General features: G+C 74.7%; 1 protein-coding gene and 1 pseudogene. Both read right to left on the bottom strand.

The features are described 5' to 3' along the window. Window positions 1-71 precede the first annotated feature (71 nt). The gene (locus tag GT354_RS14325; protein ID WP_161356688.1) at window positions 72-965 is read right to left on the bottom strand and encodes a hypothetical protein; all 894 of its coding nucleotides are present in this window, start codon (window positions 963-965) and stop codon (window positions 72-74) included. Between the two features lie 176 nt (window positions 966-1,141). Beyond that, window positions 1,142-2,007: pseudogene (locus GT354_RS14320) on the bottom strand (PhoH family protein); the annotation flags it as partial.

Genomic DNA, 2,007 nt, shown 5'->3' with positions numbered 1-2,007 from the left:
CGCCGCACCCGGTGGCAGCCGGCCCCGGCAGACCGCGTGCGATGACACCTGGGACGGTCTGCCGCGCTCGATCAGGCCCGGCCGCCGGATCCGCGACCCGCGACGGCCGGTCGGCCGCGATCGAGGACGAACGAGCGCAGCCGGTCGATCTCGCGGAAGCCGCCGGCCTCGTCGAAGTCGCCGGTGTCCGCGCCGTCGATGAGCGCCGAAACCTCCCTCGCCCCCAGGTCGTACAGCACGTGCACGGCGTGGTCCGTCACGGCCCGCGTGACGGCCGGTCGGGGCCGCACCGAGGACGCCATGACCGCCCACACCATCGCGGAGCGGTCCTCCGGGACGCTGACGACGGCCTCGCCCAGGCGTTCGGAGTCGGCGTCGAGTACGGTCACCGCCCACCCGGCGGGCCACGGGCGCCACGAGATCGCGCCGGTGCGTCGGGTGGTCACCGGCTCCTGGTCCAGGCGTCGGTACAGGCAACGCCGTTCGCGCAGTTCGCGAAAGCCCACGACGGCCAGCGCGGCGGCGGTGGCGGGTCGGTGCCGGATCGGCAGGCCGCCGACGCCGGTGGTGGTGCCCGCCGGCGCGAGGTCGAACGCGATGACGGTGCGTCGGGCGCGCAGGAGCGACAGCGCCGAGTCGAGCATCTTGGCCACGTTGGAGGGGTGTTCGTGTCCGTGCAGCCACAGGAGCAGACCCTCGTCGCGGCCCGGGCGCGCAGACGTGCAGGCCGCGGCCTGCACCCGGTCGTAGCCGTCGACCAGGACGTCGACGCGCACGTGTTCGTAACCGATCGACCGCCGCCGCGAGTCGGGCGAGACCGCGTCGCGCAGCATGGCCGCGGTGGCCAGGGGCTGTCCCGGCAGTCGATCGTCGTTGATCAGGGCCAACACACTCGACTCGTCGGTGGGTCGGTAGGCGCGCGTGAGCACGCCCCGAACCATCCTGTCCTGCACGCTCGTCCCCACGACTCGCCCTCCCGGCAGTCCGCGCTCACGCTTGATGGCATCCCCAGCCGCCACCGTGCGGCCTCCGACCTTGGCGTTCGCGGCCCCGGTCCCGCATCAGGGGAAACCCTCGTCGGAGCCCCCCACTCGCGTCGGCCGCCCGGCCCGCGGCCGGGCCGGGCGGCCGGCGAGGGGCGTCATTCGGCCAATTCCGCAGGCAGCGGCCGGTGGTGGACGATGTCGAGCCGCGAAACGGCCCGGGTCAGCACGACGTACAGGCGGTGCAGTCCCCTGGTCTCCGCGGCGACGATCGCGGCCGGTTCGACGGCGATCACGTGGTCGTATTCCAGCCCCTTGGCCACGCTCGCGGGCAGCACCGTGACCCGGGCGCTCGATCGGCCGAGGTCGGCGGGGTCGGCGGTGGCGATCGCGGCCTCGATCAGTGCCGCGCGCAGGCGCGGCAGGGCGCCGGCCTCGGCGATGACGCCGATCGAGCCCTCGTGCCGCAGCGCGGCCCGTACCGCCTCGACCGTGCCCGCGACCGGATCGGGCACCTGACGGATCCTCAGTTCGCCGTCGCCGCGCAGGGATCGGGCCGGCGGGACGTCGACGTCCAACGCCGCCAGGAGCCGATTCGCCGGTGCCACGAGCACGGCGGGGATCCGAAAGCCGACGGTCAGCGGGACCACGGTGGTCTCGGGCTTGCCGAGGTGGCCCAGCAGGGCCGGCCAACTGCGAGCCGCCCACGGCGTGGTGCCCTGGGCGAGGTCACCGAGCACGGTCACCGAACCGAAGCCGACCCGGCGGGCGAGCGCGCGGGCCTGCATCGGCGACACGTCCTGCGCCTCGTCGACGACGATGTGCCCGTAGGTCTGCGGGCGTTCGATCAGCCCGGCGACCTCGTCGAGCAGCACGTGATCGGCGGCCGTCCACCGCGCGCTCTGCCACGAGCGCGGTGGCCGGCGCCACCGCAGGGTTCGCTGCTCGTCGGCGGTGAGGATCCCGTCGGCGGCCGCGGCGAGCGTGTCGGCGTCGGTGAGCAGGGCGGCCACGATCTCCTCGG

The organism is Streptomyces sp. SID3343 (genome assembly GCF_009865215.1).
GTDB lineage: Bacteria > Actinomycetota > Actinomycetes > Streptomycetales > Streptomycetaceae > Embleya.
Note: the sequence above shows the minus strand (reverse complement) of the source record. Positions and strands in the feature narration are given on the sequence as shown.